A 13,661-nucleotide genomic window follows, 5' to 3' on the forward strand; every position below is an offset into this window, starting at 1 on the left:
CCCCACCGGCGTAGAGCGGGGCAAGCCCCGCTCTACGCCGGTGGGGGCCGCGGGAGGGCGGGAGCGGGCGGCGGGCCGCGCCCGCGGATGGCGTGGCCGGGCGGCAAGCCACCCCGCGCGTCGGAGCGGCTGGACCGTCAGTCCCGGCGCAGGGCCCGGTATTCGCTCGGGGTCATGCCCACCAGTGCCACGAACCGGCGGGTGAAGGCGCTCTGGTCGCCGAACCCGCAGGCCTGGGCGATCGAGGCGATGCTGCCGGGGCCGTGCAGCCGGTGCATCGCGGCCTGGATCCGGATCCGGGTCAGCAGTTGCAGCGGCGCCAGCTGGAACACCTTCTGGAAGGTGCGCTCCAGCTTGGACTCGGAGAAGCCGGTGATCGCCAGCAGGTCCTGGACGCGGACGTTCTCGGCGTAGTGCCGGTTCATGTGGACCAGCGCTTCCCGCAGCGAGCGGTAATCGGCCTCCAGGCCCTCGCGGCTGGCCAGGTCGCGGGAGATCCCGATCAGCCCGATGACCTCGCCGTCGCGCAGCAGCGGCCGCTTGCAGGTCAGGCACCAGCCGGGCTCCTGGTCGGGGAACAGCTGCAGCTCGAGCAGGTTGTCGATCACCGCCCCCTCCAGCACCTGCTGGTCCTGCAGGCCGTAGGTGGCGCCCAGGCCGCCCGGGTACACCTCGCTGGCGCGCCGGCCGATGATGTCCCGGCGCGAGCGCAGCCCCAGCCGGCGCAGCATGGTGGCGTTGACATGGGTGTAGCGGCCTTCCCGGTCCTTGATGAAGAACAGGACGTCGGGGATCGAGTCGAACAGGGCCTCGACCTCGGCGGCGTCCACGGTCGGCAGGGCAGGCTTCACGTCGCGGCGGCGCAGGTCTTTCCGGGGAGGCGTCATTCTAGGGCCGGCGGCGGGCCGGAGCGGCCGCCCGCCTCGCGCCGGCGCTGCGCGGGCGGCCGTGGCGGCCCGCCAGGGCGGGCCCGCGCGGCCTGCGCCGGATCAATGCAAGTTGCCGCTGGATATGCCCAACGCTTACCATCCCGATGTTTTCCGCAGGCGGCAAGCGGCGGTGGGCGGCATGATCGAGGTGGTTCCGGGCAGGTCCGGCGATGCCGGCGCGCAGTTGCGGCTGCGCCCGCCGCGGGCCCTGTCGGCCCGCCAGTTCAGGGGCCTGTTCGCCGCGCTCTCGGGGGCGATGTGGCTGGTGGCCGGGCTCGGCTGGCTGGCCGGCAACGTCTTCGCACCGGCCTTCGCCCTGCTGCACAGCGCGGGGCTCGCGCTGGCGCTGCGCTGGCTGTGGCGCAGCGGGGAACGCGGCGAGGAGATCGCCATCGGCGCGGGGGCGGTGGAAGTCCGCCGCGGCGCCGATATCTTCTTCAGCGCCCATCCGCACTGGGTGCGGATGCAGCGGGAAGGGGACGACGGCAGGGTGATGCTGTCGTCCAGCGGCAGGCGGGTGGAGGTGGGCGCTTTCCTGGGCCCGGCCGAACGCTCGCAGCTGGCGGGGTGTTTGAAGCAATTCCTGGCGGCCGCCGATGGCGACGGCCGCAACCGATGACGCAACCAGGGTCTAGGCAATGATGCAAGCGAAGGGATGGTGGAAGCGGTGGATGGCGGCAGGCGCGCTGTTGGCGGCGCCGGCGCTGGCCTGGGCCCAGTCGGCGGACCCGCACCGCTGGCAGCTGAACATGGGGCGCGGCGTGACCGCCTCCTCGCAGAACGCCTATGAAGCCCACATGATCGTGCTGATCGTCTGCGTGGTCATCGGCGTCATCGTGTTCGGCGCGATGGGCTACGCGATGTTCAAGTTCCGCCGCTCCAAGGGCGCGGTCGCGGCGCAGTTCAGCCACAACACCACCGCCGAGGTGATCTGGACGGTGATCCCGGTGCTGATCCTGATCGCGATGGCGTGGCCGGCCACGGCCAAGCTGATCGCGATGTACGACACCCGCAATTCCGAGATGACGGTAAAGGTCACCGGCTACCAGTGGATGTGGAAGTACGAGTACCTGGGCGAGGGCGTGGCCTTCACCAGCCGGCTGGACCGCGAGTCCGACCGCATCCGCCAGAGCGGCGAGCAGCCGACCCACGAGGCGAACCCGCACTACCTGCTGGACGTGGACAACCGCCTGGTGCTGCCGGTGGACACCAAGGTCCGCTTCGTCATCACCGCCGACGACGTGATCCACGCCTGGTGGGTGCCGGCCCTGGGCTGGAAGCAGGACGCCATCCCGGGCCTGATCAACGAGGCCTGGACCGAGATCAAGGAGCCCGGCGTGTACCGCGGCCAGTGCGCCGAGCTGTGCGGCAAGGACCACGGCTTCATGCCGATCGTGGTCGAGGCGGTCTCGAAGGACGAGTTCGCGCGCTGGCTGGCGGCGAAGAAGCCGGCCCCGGCCGCGCCGCCTGCCGCCGAGGCGCCGGCCCCGGCGGCCGAAGCGCCGGCCGACGCCGCCACGCCGGCCGACGCCGCGCCGCAGGATGCCGCGCCCGAAGGCGCCGCCGCGCAGGGCTGATCCGACGAACACGCAACGGCCGCCGCGCGGCCGCCACGCAAACGCATTCCAGAGGTAGCAACGCCATGGCCCATTCCGCCGCCGGACACCACGACGACCACCACGGCCACAAGCAGGGGTTCTTCGAGCGCTGGTTCTTCTCCACGAACCACAAGGACATCGGCACGCTGTACCTGCTGTTCTCCTTCACCATGTTCATCATCGGCGCGGCCATGTCGGTGGTGATCCGCGCCGAGCTGATGAAGCCGGGCCTGCAGTTCGTCAGCCCCGAGTTCTTCAACCAGATGACCACGGTGCACGCGCTGGTCATGATCTTCGGCGGCGTGATGCCGGCCTTCGTCGGCCTGGCCAACTGGATGATCCCGCTGCAGGTCGGCGCGCCTGACATGGCGCTGCCGCGCATGAACAACTGGTCCTTCTGGATCATGCCGTTCGCGTTCACCCTGCTGCTGATGACGCTGTTCCTGCCCGGCGGCGCCCCGGCCGGCGGCTGGACGCTGTACCCGCCGCTGTCGCTGCAGGGCGGCTACAACGTGGCGTTCACGATCTTCGCCATCCACATGATGGGCGTCAGCTCGATCATGGGCGCGATCAACATCATCGCCACCGTGCTGAACATGCGCGCCCCGGGCCTGGACCTGCTGAAGATGCCGATCTTCTGCTGGACCTGGCTGATCACCGCGTTCCTGCTGATCGCGGTCATGCCGGTGCTGGCCGGCGCGGTGACCATGCTGCTGACCGACAAGTTCTTCGGGACGAGCTTCTTCAATGCGGCCGGCGGCGGCGACCCGGTGATGTTCCAGCACATCTTCTGGTTCTTCGGCCATCCCGAGGTCTACATCATGATCCTGCCCGCCTTCGGCGTGGTCAGCGAGATCATCCCGACCTTCAGCCGCAAGCCGCTGTTCGGCTACCAGGCCATGGTCTACGCGACCGCCTCGATCGCGTTCCTGTCGTTCATCGTCTGGGCCCACCACATGTTCACCGTGGGCATGCCGCTGGGCGGCGAGATCTACTTCATGTTCGCCACGATGCTGATCGCGGTGCCCACCGGCGTGAAGGTGTTCAACTGGGTCAGCACGATGTGGAAGGGCTCGCTCACCTTCGAATCGCCGATGCTGTGGTCGGTGGCCTTCGTGATCCTGTTCACCATCGGCGGCTTCTCCGGCCTGATGCTGGCGATCGTGCCGGCCGACTTCCAGTACCACGACACCTACTTCGTGGTCGCGCACTTCCACTACGTGCTGGTGACCGGCGCGGTGTTCGCGCTGATCGCCGCGGTCTACTACTGGTGGCCGAAGTGGACCGGCCGCATGTACAGCGAGAAGGCGGCCAAGTTCCACTTCTGGTGGACGATGGTGTTCGTCAACCTGCTGTTCTTCCCGCAGCACTTCCTCGGCCTGGCCGGCATGCCGCGCCGCATCCCGGACTACAACGTGGTGTTCGCCGACTGGAACCTGGTCAGCTCGATCGGCGCGTTCGGCATGTTCGTCACCCCGTTCATGATGGCGGCGATCCTGTGGCACTCGCTGCGCAACGGCGCCAAGGCCGAAGCGCGCGCCTGGGAATCGGCGCGCGGCCTGGAGTGGACCGTGCCGTCGCCGGCGCCGCACCACACCTTCGCCACCCCGCCGGTGATCAAGGATGGCGACCTGGCCCACGGCGACGTGAGCCATTGAGGCGAGTCCCTCGCAAGAGCCCGCACATCCATGTGCGGGGTATCAAATGTAGGAGCCGATTCATCGGCGACACGAGCAACTGAGAAGCACGGACCCATGACCGCACCGGGCAACCACAACCAGGACAGCGCGCAGCGGCGCAAGGGCGTGGTGCGCACGGCGCTGGTGCTGGGCGTGGTCGCGCTGGCGATCTACGTGGGCTTCATCCTGTCGGGCGTGCTCAACGCATGAGCCAGGCGCAGTCCCCGGCCAGGCGTGGCGCCGGTTGGCTGAAGCTGGCAGGCGTGGCCGTGCTCGCGTTCGCGTTCACCTTCTCGCTGGTCCCGCTGTACCGGATCGCGTGCGAGAAGGTGTTCGGCATCCGCCTGGAGGGCGGCACCGGTCAGGCCCGTGCCGGCGCCGCCGCCGCGGCCGGCGCGGCCGAGCGGCAGTCGCGCACCGTCAGGGTGCAGTTCGACGGCGGGGTCAATTCGAAGCTGCCGTGGGCGTTCGAGCCCGAGCAGCTGACCATGGATGTGGTGCCGGGCGAACTCAACGAGGCGCTGTACTTCGCCCGCAACGACGGCGACCGGCCGATCGTCGGCAGCGCGGTGCCCTCGGTGGCGCCCGCGCGTGCCTCGGCCCATTTCACCAAGACCGAGTGCTTCTGCTTCACCGCCCAGACCCTGCAGCCGGGCGAGAAGCGCGACATGCCGGTGCGCTTCATCGTCGACCCGGACCTGCCGGACGACGTCAGGACGATCACCCTGTCCTACACTTTCTTCAAGAACGAGGACCTGACCGCGCGACTGGGCGCGGCGCAGGCCACCAACGCGCCGCACGCGGCGCCCTGACGAGCACGGAACCACCGCCATGGCCCAACCGCAGACGGACCACTACTTCGTACCGACCCACAGCAAGGCGCCGATCATGGCCTCGGTCGCGCTGTTCACGCTGATGATCGGCGTGGCCAGCTGGCTCAACGGCCTCGGCTGGGGCAAGTGGGTGTTCTTCACCGGCGTGGCCGCGATGCTGGCGGTGCTGTTCTACTGGTTCAGCGAAGTGGTGCGCGAATCGCTGGCCGGCCACTACAACCGCCAGGTCGACGTCTCGTTCCGGATGGGGATGATCTGGTTCATCTTCTCCGAGGTGATGTTCTTCGCCGCGTTCTTCGGCGCGCTGTTCTACGCCCGGCTCCTGGCCCTGCCATGGCTCGGCGGCGAAGGCGACGGCGTGATGACCAACGCCCTGCTGTGGGACGGTTATTCCGCCGCCTGGCCGACCGCCGGCCCGGGCCAGGTCGGTGGCCAGTTCCAGACCATCCCGGCCTGGGGCCTGCCGCTGCTCAACACCCTGATCCTGCTGACCTCCGGCGTGACCCTGACCATCGCCCACCACGCGCTCAAGGCCAATGCCCGCCGCCAGGTGCTGCTGTGGCTGGGCCTGACGGTCCTGCTCGGCCTGCTGTTCCTGTTCTTCCAGGCCGAGGAGTACATCCACGCCTACAAGGAGCTGAACCTGACCCTGGGTTCGGGCATCTACGGCTCGACCTTCTTCATGCTCACCGGCTTCCACGGCGCGCACGTGCTGCTGGGCACGATCATGCTGGCGATCATGTGGCTGCGGGTGGCCAAGGGCCACTTCACCCCCGACAACCATTTCGCCTTCGAAGCGGCCGCGTGGTACTGGCACTTCGTGGACGTGGTCTGGCTGGCGCTGTTCCTGTTCGTCTACGTGCTCTAAGGGCGGGATTCGGGAGCTGGGATCCGGGTTTCGCAGACGCGAACCGCGCAGTCCCCCCCTCAAGGGCGCCCTCGCGGCGCCCTTGGCTTTTCACCCATCCCGAATTCCCGATGCCGTATGCCGGGGGCCGATTCAGCCGCCGACGCCGTGCGGCTGGATAACCCCGGTCCAGATGCCGAGGATGACCAGCAGGATCAGCGCCACCGACAGGCCGATGCGGCGGGTGAGCGCATTGACCGTGCGCTTGCTCTGGCCGCGGTCGACCAGCAGGTAGTACAGGGCCGAGCCGAGGTTCCAGAGGATGACGAGCAGGAACGCCACCACCAGCAGGGTCTTGAGCGAATCGTTCATGGCGCGGGCCTCGGCGGCGACGTGGATGCAGTGCCCGGCATTATCGCAGGCACGCACGGGCCTGGCGCGATGAGCAGCCGACGCCTGCCATTGTGGGCCGGCTGGCTGCTGGCGCTGGCCGTGGCGGCGGCGTGCGCCTCGCTGGGCGCATGGCAGCTGCAGCGCATGCACGCCAAGCAGGCCCAGGTGGATGCCGCCGCGCAGGTCCTGGCCGACCGCCGAGCCGATCCGTTGTCCGCCGCGGCCGATCCGGCGAGCGCGCGCGGCTACCGGTGGTCCGCCGGGGAGGGCGCGTTCCTGCCGTTGCCGGCGGTGCTGCTGGACAACCAGAACCGTGGTGGTCGCGCGGGCGTGCATGCGTACCGGGTGTTCCAGCCGCGGGCGGAGCACGCCACGCCGCTGCTGGTCGACCTGGGCTGGCTGCCGCTTCCGGGCGACCGCCGCCTGCCCGACGTGCCGCGGCCGCCGGCCACGCGCGTGGCCGGGCTGCTGGCGCCGCCGCCCTCGCCGGGCCTGGTCGCGCCGGTGCTCGAGGTGCAGGCCGATGGCACGCTGCTGGCCGTGGTGCTGGAGCCGGCGGCAGTGGCGGATGCGCTGGGCCTGCCCGCGCTGGCGCCGCGCGTGCTGCGGCTGGACCCCGACCTGCCCATGGGCTACGCGCGGGACCTGGAAGTGCTGGCCAACACGCTGCCGCCGGAGCGCCACCTGGGCTATGCCGTGCAGTGGTTCGCCCTGTCCGCGGCGGTGCTGGTGATCGCGCTGCTGCTTACGCTGCGGGCCCGTCGCCGGCGCTGAGTCCGTCGATAGCGCGTGTCGTGCGAAAATCCCGCCCATGAACCTGCCTGCCCCCGATCCTGCCCGCACCCGCCGCGGGCGCCTGATGCTGGTCGCGTTGTTCCTCCTGTTCTTCGGCAGCGCCGCCGGTGCCGGCCTGCTGCGCCTCAGCGGCTGGATGCCCGCGGGCCTGAAGAACCACGGCGAGCTGTTGCAGCCGCCGGCCGACCTGCGCGAAATGCGCCCGTTGCTCGCCGACGGCACGCCCTACGAATGGAACCCCGCGTCCCGCACCTGGCGGATCGCAGTCGCGCCGCCGGCCGGATGCGCGGCCGACTGCGGGCACCTGCTCGCCGAACTGGACAAGGTGTGGCGGCTGTTCGGCCACAACGCCGACAAGGTCGAGATCCTCTGGCTGGGCCCCTTGCCGCCCGGAGCACCCGCGTTGCCCGAGTTGCGGCCGCTGCGCGCTGACGACACGCTGCGCGCGGCCCTGCCGCGCGCCGACGACCCGGCCGGCATCCCGCTGTACGTGATCGATCCCAACGGCTTCGTGATCCTGCGCTATCCGCCGCAGGCCGACCCGGCCGGCATCCGTACCGATGTCGCCCGCCTGCTGAAACTCAAGTGAGGTCACTGCGCCGATGAACGCGATCGTCCGGCCCGCGTTGGCCCGCCATTTCCACCGCATTGCCTGGCTGGCGGTGCTGCTGACCGCCTGCGTGGTGGTGTTCGGCGCCTTCGTGCGCTTGTCCGACGCCGGCCTGAGCTGCCCGGACTGGCCGACCTGCTACGGCCGCGCGACCTGGCCGTCGGCGCCGCAGGACGCGGCCGCGCATGCGGCCAGCGAGATCCGTCCGTTCGAGACCCACAAGGCCTGGCGCGAGCAGGTGCACCGCCACCTGGCCGCCTCGCTCGGCGTGCTGGTGCTGGTGCTGGCGCTGCTGGCCGCGCGCCGACGCCGGTTCGGCGTCGCCCAGGTCGTCGGCGCATCGCTGCTGGTGGCCGCGGCCATACCGGCCTACATGCAGGGGCATATCGGCCTGGCCTTCGCGCTGGCGGGGGCGGGCGAGGCGGTTCTGCTGCTGGCGGCCCTGCGCTGGTCGAACATCGACCTGGCGCGCGCGGCGGCGCTGACCCTGGCGGTGATCGTGTTCCAGGCGCTGCTCGGCAAGTGGACCGTGACCCTGCTGCTCAAGCCGATCATCGTGATGGGCCACCTGCTCGGCGGCCTGGCCACGTTCTCGCTGCTGCTGTGGATGGCCTGGCGCGCGACCGGCCTGCCGATCCGCCTGGCCGATGCGCGCTGGCTGCGGCGCTGGGTGATCGCCGGCATCGTCCTGCTCGGCGTGCAGATCGCGCTCGGCGGCTGGACGAGCGCCAACTACGCCGCGCTCGCCTGCGGCGGCGGCGGCTGGACCACCGCGCAGCATCACTACCTCGACTTCCCGCGATGCGTGGGCCAGTGGTGGCCGCCGGCGGATTTCCACGAGGGCTTCGTCCTCTGGCGCGGCGTCGGCGTGGATTACGAGGGCGGCGTTCTGGACGGCGCCTCGCGCATCGCCATCCAGATGGCGCACCGGATGATGGCGGTGGTGGTGGCCGTGTACCTGCTGTGGCTGGCGCTGCGCCTGTACCGCCTGCCCGGCATGCGCGGCTGGGCAACCACCCTGGGCCTGCTGGTGGTCGCGCAGGTCAGCCTCGGCATCCTCAACGTCAAGCTCGCGCTGCCGCTGTCGGTGGCGGTGCTGCACAACGCCGGCGCGCTGGCGCTGCTGTTCGTGCTGGTGACGCTGCTGGCGCGCCTGAAGGAACCCGAGTCGGTCGCATGAGCGCCATTCCCCTCTGGCGCCAGTACCTGGAACTGACCAAGCCGCGCGTGGTCGCGCTGCTGGTGTTCACCGCCCTGGTCGGCATGTTCCTGGCGGTGCCCGGCCTGCCGCCGGCGCGCGAAGCGCTGCTCGGCCTGCTGGGCATCTGGCTGGCCGCGTCCTCGGCCGCGGCGATCAACCACCTGATCGACCAGCGCATCGACAAGGTCATGGCGCGCACCGCGCACCGGCCGCTGGCCACCGGCGCGTTGCGGCCGGCGCAGGTGCTGGCCTTCGCGCTGGTGCTCGGCGCCGCCTCGATGCTGGTGCTGGTGCTGTGGGTGAACACCGTCACCGCGGTGCTGACGTTCGCCTCGCTGATCGGCTACGCGGTGGTCTACACCGGCTGGCTCAAGCGCGCCACGCCGCAGAACATCGTGATCGGCGGCGTCGCGGGCGCGGCGCCGCCGCTGCTGGGCTGGGCCGCGGTCACCAACATGGACGGGGCCTGGGACTGGCAGCACGCGCTGCTGCTGGTGCTGATCATCTTCGTGTGGACGCCGCCGCATTTCTGGGCGCTGGCCATCTTCCGCCGCGACGACTACGCCCGCGCGCTGATCCCGATGTTGCCGGTCACCCACGGCGTCACCTACACCCGCTGGCAGATCCTGTTCTACACCGTGCTGCTGCTGCAGGTGAGCATCCTGCCGGTGGTGTTCGGTATGAGCGGCTTCTTCTACCTGGGTGGCGCGCTGGTGCTGGGCAGCGTGTTCCTCTGGTACGCCTGGCGGCTGCTGGATCCGCCGGACGAGTTCTTCGCCATGCGCGTGTTCAACTACTCGATCATCTACCTGATGGCGCTTTTCGCCTTCCTGCTGGTCGACCACTGGCTGCCGCTGCTGCTGCCAGCCTGAAGCGGCGGCTCGGTCGCCGCCACCGCGACCGGGTCCACGTAGAGCGGGGCTTGCCCCGCTGCCCTCGAGGCTTCCGCGCCACGAAAAGCAGCGGGGCAAGCCCCGCTCTACGGGGCGGTCTGCCCGGTATCGAGGACCGTCAGCCGCCGCCCGCCTCGCCGGCCGCGGCGGCGGCCTTCTTCTCGCGGCTGCGGATCCACATGTTGATCGCCTCGACGAACACCGAGAAGGCCATGGCGGTGTACACGTAGCCCTTCGGGATGTGCATGCCGAAGCCGTCGGCGATCAGCACCAGGCCGATCATGATCAGGAAGCTCAGCGCGAGCACCTTGACCGTCGGATGGCGTTCGACGAAGTCGCCGATCGGGCCGGCGAAGGCCAGCATGAAGGCGATCGACACCACGATCGCGGTGACCATGACCCAGCGCTCGTCGACCATGCCGACCGCGGTGATGATCGAGTCCAGCGAGAACACGATGTCCAGCACCATGATCTGGGCGATCACGCCGGCGAACGAGGTGGCCGCGCGCTTGAGCGAAGGGTCGCCGCCGGCGCCCTCGACCTTGTGGTGGATCTCCAGCGTGGCCTTGGCGATCAGGAACAGGCCGCCGCCGATCAGAATCATGTCGCGCCACGAGAACGGCTGGCCAAAGGCTTCGAAGACCGGATAGGTCAGGCGCGTGATCCAGACGATGGCGAACAGCAGGCCGAGCCGCGTGATCGCCGCGCCGGCGATGCCCAGCCGGCGCGCGCGGGCGCGCTGCTCCGGCGGCAGGCGCCCGGCGAGGATCGAGATGAAGATGATGTTGTCGATGCCCAGGACCAGCTCGAGCGCGGTCAGGGTCGCCAGGGCGATCAGGATTTCGGGGGTGAACAGGGATTCCATGGCGGGTTCGGTCGAAGGGGTGCGGCCGGAGGGTGCCCGCGTGCGGGTGCACGCGGCGTGGTGGTCAGCGGAAGGATGCGGGCTGGGCCGCTAGAAGTCGAACAGTTCGCCGAGCAGCGACTTGGGCTTGCGCGGCTTGTGGCCGTAACCGTGGGCGTCGTGATGGCCGTGCGGACGTGGTGCGTGCCGCTCGTCGGGGCGGTAGGCCGGGCGCTGCGCGGGCACGTCGGCGCCGGCGCGCTCGATCAGGCGGTCCAGTTCGCCGCGGTCGAGCCAGACGCCGCGGCATTGCGGGCAGTAGTCGATCTCGATGCCCTGGCGATCGGTCATGGCCAGGTTGACGGTCTTGCAGGCGGGGCATTGCATGTGGGGAGGCTCCGGGAAATCCAGGGCCACGACGGCCGTGCTCCGGAAATGGACGCACCTTCGCCGTGGGACGGCGAAGGTCTTGCCCACAGGCCTTTGGGCCTGCCGCCGCGCCGGGACCGGGGTCCGTAATGACGACGCGGGCGTTGGGGGCTACTCCCCTTCGATGCGCGATCCTAGCACGCGCATCATGACTGGCAGGCGGCGGTCACTCCGCCCCGGCAGGCGCACCGGTGCGCTCCAGCTGCGCGGCCACGACCGGCTCCAGCGAGGCCAGGCCGGCTTTCCGGCCCAGGGCGAGCGCCTCGGCGGCCGGCATCCCGGCGCGCGCGGCGCCCAACGCCAGCAACGCGCCGGCGCGGTTGCCGGAGGCGCAATGCAGCAGTACGCCGTCGCCGCGCTCAGCGAGCAGTGCGGCCAGCGCATCGGCATTGGCGGGGGTGACGTCGTCCTTGCCGGCGATCGGCAGGGCGACGTACTCCAGCCCCAGGCGGGCCGCTTCGGCGGCCTCGTCGAAGCCGCGGTCCTCACCCGGACCGCGCAGGTCGATCACCGTGCGCACGCCCTGCTCCTTGAGTCGGGCCAGGTCCTGCGCGGTCGGCTGGCCGCCGGTGCGCAGGCCGGCGCGCAGCTCGGCGAAGCGGTCCGGGCCGTCGAGCAGGTGCTGCTGCCAGAACAGCATCGAGGCGGCGTTGAAGTAGTCGGTGTTGGTCTTCTTGCGGAAGCCGTGGCCCTCGTCGGCGAACTCCAGGTACCACACCGGCTGGCCATTGCCGCGCACCGCCTTCACGATCTGCTCGGCTTCGGTCCAGGGCACGCGCGGGTCGTTGCGGCCCTGGGCGACGAACAGCGGCGCGCGGATCCGGTCGGCGTGGTTGAGCGGGGCGATCCGGGCGAAGAATTCGGCCATTGCCGGGTCGCGCTCGTCGCCGTACTCGGCGCGGCGCAGGTCGCGGCGGTAGTTCTCGGTGTTCTGCAGGAAGGTGCGGAAGTCGGAGATGCCGACCACGTCGATCCCGGCGCGGATGCGGTCGCTGTAGTGCATCAGCGCCGCCAGCACCATGTAGCCGCCGTAGCTGCCGCCATGGACGCCTACGCGCGAGGCATCCAGCTCCGGCCGGGTGGCGATCCAGTCGAGTAGCGCGCCGATGTCCTTGACCGAGTCCTCGCGCCTGAAGCCGTTGTCGGCCTGCAGGTAGTCCTTGCCGTAGCCGGAAGAGCCGCGCACGTTCGGCACCAGCACCGCCACGCCCAGGTCGGCGAGCATGAACTGGATGGTAGGATTGAACACCGGCTGCGCCTGGCCTTCCGGGCCCCCGTGGATGTTGATCAGCACCGGATGCTTGCCCGATGCCGCCGTCTCGGCCGGGCGGTAGTAGAACGTGGGGATCGTGCGCGGCTTGCCGTCGAGCTGGTCGAAGGTCGGGTAACGGATCAACGTCGGCGCGACGAACGCGGACGCATCCAGGCCGCCGACTTCGCTGCGCGTCCAGCGTTCGAGCGCCTTGCCGTCCAGCGGCAGCACGTACACGTCGCTGGGCGAGGTGGCGCTGTTGAGGTCCAGCGCCAGGCGCCTGCCGTCCGGGGAGAAGTCGAAGTTGCCGATCACCCCGACCGGCAGCGCGCGCAGCGCCGGCAACTCCACCGGCTGCAGGCCCGGCAGGCGCAACACGTGCAGGCGCGAGATGCCGTCCTCGTTGGTGCTGTAGGCCAGGTGGCGGCCGTCGCCGGCGATGCGCACCTCGTCCACGTCCCAGGGGATATGCGCGCTGACCAGCTTCGGCGCGCCCATGCCCGGACCGTGCCAGCGCAGGGTGCGGAACTGCTGCGGCTTGCCGGCGATGTCCTCGTCGGAGATGTAGAACACGCCCTTCCCATCCGGCGCGTACCGGAACTGGCCCAGCGCGGCCTTGCCGCCATCGACCGGGAACATCGCCAGCTTGCCGGCGGCCAGTTCCAGCTCGCCCGGATAGCTCTCGTTGGCCGAGACATAACGGCTGACCAGCAGGCGCGTGCCGTCGGGCGAGAAATCGCTGGCGCTCCAGCTGCCGCCCTCGGTCAATACCGCGCGCGACCGGCCGCTGCGCGTGTCGCGCACCCAGATGTCGCGATCGGTGCCGTTGCGAGCCGTGCTCGAGTAGGCCAGCAGCCCGCCGTCGCGGCTGACCACCGCGCCACCGTTCTGGCTGCGCCTGCCGTCGGTGAGCAGGGTGGTGCCGCGGGTGGCGTCGTCGAACCAGTACAGCTGCGAGAACTCGTCGCCGCCGCGGTCCTTGGCGAATATGAAGCCATCGCGCCATGCGCCCGGCGGCGCCGGCACCAGCCCCGTGACCGGCTCGCGATGGAAGGTCAGCTGCTCGCGCATGCCCAGCGGCGTGCAGACGCGATGGGCCTGGGCGGTCTCGGCGAAGCGCGTGCTGACCAGCAGGCAGCCCTCGCGCGTCCAGCCGGCGAGGCTGGCGCCTCGGGTGTTCTGGTAGCGGTCCAGGCGTTCGAGCAGGTCGGCCGGCACCTCGGGCACGTTCTCGGTGGTGCGGTTGCCGGCCACCTGGCGCTGTACCGGATCGGCGGCCGCGGCCTGCAACGGCAGCAGGGCGAGCAGGAAGGCGGTGAACAGGTGGTGGCGCATCGAGGACCTGCGGAGTGCGATAC

The 13,661-nt window shown here is 70.3% G+C and carries 15 protein-coding genes; 10 read left to right on the forward strand and 5 right to left on the reverse strand.

Annotation, left to right across the window (positions count from 1 at the left end):
* Positions 1-137: 137 nt before the first annotated feature.
* On the reverse strand, positions 138-839 hold the full coding sequence (locus CSC66_RS07850) for an AraC family transcriptional regulator (RefSeq protein WP_238394340.1): 702 nt from the start codon (positions 837-839) through the stop codon (positions 138-140).
* 229 nt (positions 840-1,068) lie between these two features.
* Between CSC66_RS07850 and CSC66_RS07855 the strand changes: the two genes are divergently transcribed.
* From CSC66_RS07855 to CSC66_RS07875, 6 genes are all read left to right on the forward strand, one after another.
* The gene (locus tag CSC66_RS07855) at positions 1,069-1,548 is read left to right on the forward strand and encodes a DUF2244 domain-containing protein (RefSeq protein ID WP_162376850.1); all 480 of its coding nucleotides are present in this window, start codon (positions 1,069-1,071) and stop codon (positions 1,546-1,548) included.
* Positions 1,549-1,600: 52 nt separating this feature from the next.
* Positions 1,601-2,506 carry a cytochrome c oxidase subunit II gene (coxB, locus tag CSC66_RS07860; protein ID WP_238394331.1) on the forward strand — a complete coding sequence of 302 codons (906 nt, stop codon included), beginning with the start codon at positions 1,601-1,603 and terminating at the stop codon, positions 2,504-2,506.
* 65 nt (positions 2,507-2,571) lie between these two features.
* Positions 2,572-4,185: a cytochrome c oxidase subunit I gene (gene ctaD / locus CSC66_RS07865; protein ID WP_162376852.1), complete on the forward strand. Its 1,614-nt coding sequence runs from the start codon at positions 2,572-2,574 to the stop codon at positions 4,183-4,185.
* A gap of 96 nt (positions 4,186-4,281) precedes the next feature.
* Complete coding sequence (locus CSC66_RS17695; protein ID WP_274381861.1) at positions 4,282-4,416, forward strand: hypothetical protein; 135 nt, start codon at positions 4,282-4,284, stop codon at positions 4,414-4,416.
* The gene (locus CSC66_RS07870; protein ID WP_162376853.1) at positions 4,413-5,018 is read left to right on the forward strand and encodes a cytochrome c oxidase assembly protein; all 606 of its coding nucleotides are present in this window, start codon (positions 4,413-4,415) and stop codon (positions 5,016-5,018) included. Before CSC66_RS17695 ends, CSC66_RS07870 begins: the two co-directional genes overlap by 4 nt.
* Positions 5,019-5,037: 19 nt before the next feature.
* Positions 5,038-5,907, forward strand: a complete 870-nt coding sequence (locus CSC66_RS07875) for a cytochrome c oxidase subunit 3 (protein ID WP_162376854.1) — start codon at positions 5,038-5,040, stop codon at positions 5,905-5,907.
* A gap of 132 nt (positions 5,908-6,039) precedes the next feature.
* On the opposite strand, the gene CSC66_RS07880 is transcribed toward CSC66_RS07875, so the two are convergent.
* Complete coding sequence (locus CSC66_RS07880; RefSeq protein WP_162376855.1) at positions 6,040-6,258, reverse strand: twin transmembrane helix small protein; 219 nt, start codon at positions 6,256-6,258, stop codon at positions 6,040-6,042.
* A 69-nt stretch (positions 6,259-6,327) separates the two neighbouring features.
* Here CSC66_RS07880 and CSC66_RS07885 point away from each other — a divergent pair, with 69 nt between their 5' ends.
* From CSC66_RS07885 to cyoE, 4 genes are read left to right on the forward strand one after another with little or no spacing between them, the layout of a single operon-like run.
* Entirely contained in the window at positions 6,328-7,053 is a 726-nt protein-coding gene (locus tag CSC66_RS07885) for an SURF1 family protein (RefSeq protein ID WP_162376856.1), read from the forward strand.
* Positions 7,054-7,090: 37 nt separating this feature from the next.
* Complete coding sequence (locus CSC66_RS07890) at positions 7,091-7,663, forward strand: hypothetical protein (protein WP_162376857.1); 573 nt, start codon at positions 7,091-7,093, stop codon at positions 7,661-7,663.
* A gap of 13 nt (positions 7,664-7,676) precedes the next feature.
* Complete coding sequence (locus CSC66_RS07895) at positions 7,677-8,864, forward strand: COX15/CtaA family protein (protein ID WP_162376858.1); 1,188 nt, start codon at positions 7,677-7,679, stop codon at positions 8,862-8,864.
* Positions 8,861-9,757, forward strand: coding sequence for a heme o synthase (gene cyoE, locus CSC66_RS07900; RefSeq protein WP_162376859.1), 897 nt, complete (start codon positions 8,861-8,863; stop codon positions 9,755-9,757). Before CSC66_RS07895 ends, cyoE begins: the two co-directional genes overlap by 4 nt.
* Positions 9,758-9,896: 139 nt before the next feature.
* On the opposite strand, the gene CSC66_RS07905 is transcribed toward cyoE, so the two are convergent.
* From CSC66_RS07905 to CSC66_RS07915, 3 genes are all read right to left on the reverse strand, one after another.
* The gene (locus CSC66_RS07905) at positions 9,897-10,643 is read right to left on the reverse strand and encodes a TerC family protein (RefSeq protein ID WP_162376860.1); all 747 of its coding nucleotides are present in this window, start codon (positions 10,641-10,643) and stop codon (positions 9,897-9,899) included.
* Between the two features lie 90 nt (positions 10,644-10,733).
* Positions 10,734-11,009, reverse strand: coding sequence for a TFIIB-type zinc ribbon-containing protein (locus tag CSC66_RS07910; protein WP_162376861.1), 276 nt, complete (start codon positions 11,007-11,009; stop codon positions 10,734-10,736).
* 208 nt (positions 11,010-11,217) lie between these two features.
* Positions 11,218-13,638 (reverse strand): alpha/beta fold hydrolase, encoded by a 2,421-nt coding sequence (locus CSC66_RS07915; RefSeq protein WP_162376862.1) that lies wholly within the window; start codon positions 13,636-13,638, stop codon positions 11,218-11,220.
* Positions 13,639-13,661: the final 23 nt, after the last annotated feature.

This window comes from Pseudoxanthomonas kaohsiungensis, from assembly GCF_010211765.1.
Classification (GTDB): domain Bacteria; phylum Pseudomonadota; class Gammaproteobacteria; order Xanthomonadales; family Xanthomonadaceae; genus Pseudoxanthomonas; species Pseudoxanthomonas kaohsiungensis.

What these genes read in the sequence shown, in the direction of transcription:
- CSC66_RS07910 (WP_162376861.1), bottom strand. Translation starts at nt 11,009, where the DNA reads ATGCAATGCCCCGCCTGCAAGACCGTCAACCTGGCCATGACCGATCGC.
- CSC66_RS07890 (WP_162376857.1), top strand. Translation starts at nt 7,091, where the DNA reads ATGAACCTGCCTGCCCCCGATCCTGCCCGCACCCGCCGCGGGCGCCTG.
- CSC66_RS07870 (WP_162376853.1), top strand. Translation starts at nt 4,413, where the DNA reads ATGAGCCAGGCGCAGTCCCCGGCCAGGCGTGGCGCCGGTTGGCTGAAG.
- coxB (WP_238394331.1), top strand. Translation starts at nt 1,601, where the DNA reads ATGGCGGCAGGCGCGCTGTTGGCGGCGCCGGCGCTGGCCTGGGCCCAG.
- cyoE (WP_162376859.1), top strand. Translation starts at nt 8,861, where the DNA reads ATGAGCGCCATTCCCCTCTGGCGCCAGTACCTGGAACTGACCAAGCCG.
- CSC66_RS07855 (WP_162376850.1), top strand. Translation starts at nt 1,069, where the DNA reads ATGATCGAGGTGGTTCCGGGCAGGTCCGGCGATGCCGGCGCGCAGTTG.
- CSC66_RS07880 (WP_162376855.1), bottom strand. Translation starts at nt 6,258, where the DNA reads ATGAACGATTCGCTCAAGACCCTGCTGGTGGTGGCGTTCCTGCTCGTC.
- CSC66_RS17695 (WP_274381861.1), top strand. Translation starts at nt 4,282, where the DNA reads ATGACCGCACCGGGCAACCACAACCAGGACAGCGCGCAGCGGCGCAAG.
- CSC66_RS07885 (WP_162376856.1), top strand. Translation starts at nt 6,328, where the DNA reads ATGAGCAGCCGACGCCTGCCATTGTGGGCCGGCTGGCTGCTGGCGCTG.
- ctaD (WP_162376852.1), top strand. Translation starts at nt 2,572, where the DNA reads ATGGCCCATTCCGCCGCCGGACACCACGACGACCACCACGGCCACAAG.
- CSC66_RS07915 (WP_162376862.1), bottom strand. Translation starts at nt 13,638, where the DNA reads ATGCGCCACCACCTGTTCACCGCCTTCCTGCTCGCCCTGCTGCCGTTG.
- CSC66_RS07875 (WP_162376854.1), top strand. Translation starts at nt 5,038, where the DNA reads ATGGCCCAACCGCAGACGGACCACTACTTCGTACCGACCCACAGCAAG.
- CSC66_RS07905 (WP_162376860.1), bottom strand. Translation starts at nt 10,643, where the DNA reads ATGGAATCCCTGTTCACCCCCGAAATCCTGATCGCCCTGGCGACCCTG.
- CSC66_RS07895 (WP_162376858.1), top strand. Translation starts at nt 7,677, where the DNA reads ATGAACGCGATCGTCCGGCCCGCGTTGGCCCGCCATTTCCACCGCATT.